General features: G+C 61.9%; 2 protein-coding genes. Both read right to left on the bottom strand.

Features of this window, described 5'->3' with window-relative positions:
* A partial coding sequence (locus tag B7R21_RS17995; RefSeq protein WP_216364301.1) for an ArdC family protein occupies positions 1-613 on the bottom strand: 613 nt, incomplete at its 3' end.
* Positions 614-766: 153 nt separating this feature from the next.
* On the bottom strand, positions 767-855 hold an 89-nt coding region (locus B7R21_RS21020; protein ID WP_367302594.1), incomplete at its 5' end, for an IS3 family transposase.

The raw sequence follows: 855 nt of genomic DNA, 5'->3' as shown, positions 1-855 counted from the left end.
CTCTGCGACGACCAGAGCACACGAGCGCGCAGGATCCGCGGACGATGATCGCCGTCGGCGCGGCGAATGTTCGCCACCACGACCAACGCCCGCAAACTGACCCAGTTAGTGCGGTCAACAAGTCGTGAATCATCGTCTTAGCGGCCGCCTCCGACGACAGCTCAGAGTCAATAACGACTGTCATCTCTTTCGGGCGGGTAACACCGTTCATGCTGCCCGGCAGCGCGCCACGCTTGACCGTCCACCCCTCACCGATCAGGTATGTGCTGAGGGCGTCCACGATGCCAAAGTCATCCGCCCCGGTAAGCAGCGTGGTGAGGGCGCTCGGGTCGCCAAGCGCCGGGTCGATGAGGTCGGTCTGTCCGATGTCGAATACCGAGAGGATCGGGAACCGGGCGATCTTCTTCTCTACCTCGTCACCGTTGGCGTCTTCCTCGGTGACCTTCTTCGTCGAGTACCCGAAAATGCGGATACCCATTGAGCCCTTCCGCACCTGACGGTTCAAGCCCTGCCATTTTCGGAACCCCGCGACCTGTGACGCCTCGGGAACCTGAGACAGGATCAGCAAAATATTGTTTAGCGAGTAGGAGTAGAACGCCTGCGCAAAGTCCAAAAACGCCGCCCACCGGCCAGAGTCCCGAAGGCCCTCGACCTGATCGGTGATCGACTGGTGCAGCGCCTCCGCCTGCGCCTTCTTCTCGTCTGCTGTTTTGGCGGGGGTGCGGGTCTGAGGCTGACCCCGTTTCCCGGACAGGTGGTTGGTTGGTCAGGCTGCCAGTGTGAGCTGGCGGCGTTCGTACTCTAATGGACTGAGGTAGCCGATGCCGGAGTGGCGTCGGCGGGCGTTGTACCAGC

The organism is Subtercola boreus, from assembly GCF_003399625.1.
Classification (GTDB): domain Bacteria; phylum Actinomycetota; class Actinomycetes; order Actinomycetales; family Microbacteriaceae; genus Subtercola; species Subtercola boreus_C.
Note: the sequence above shows the minus strand (reverse complement) of the source record. Positions and strands in the feature narration are given on the sequence as shown.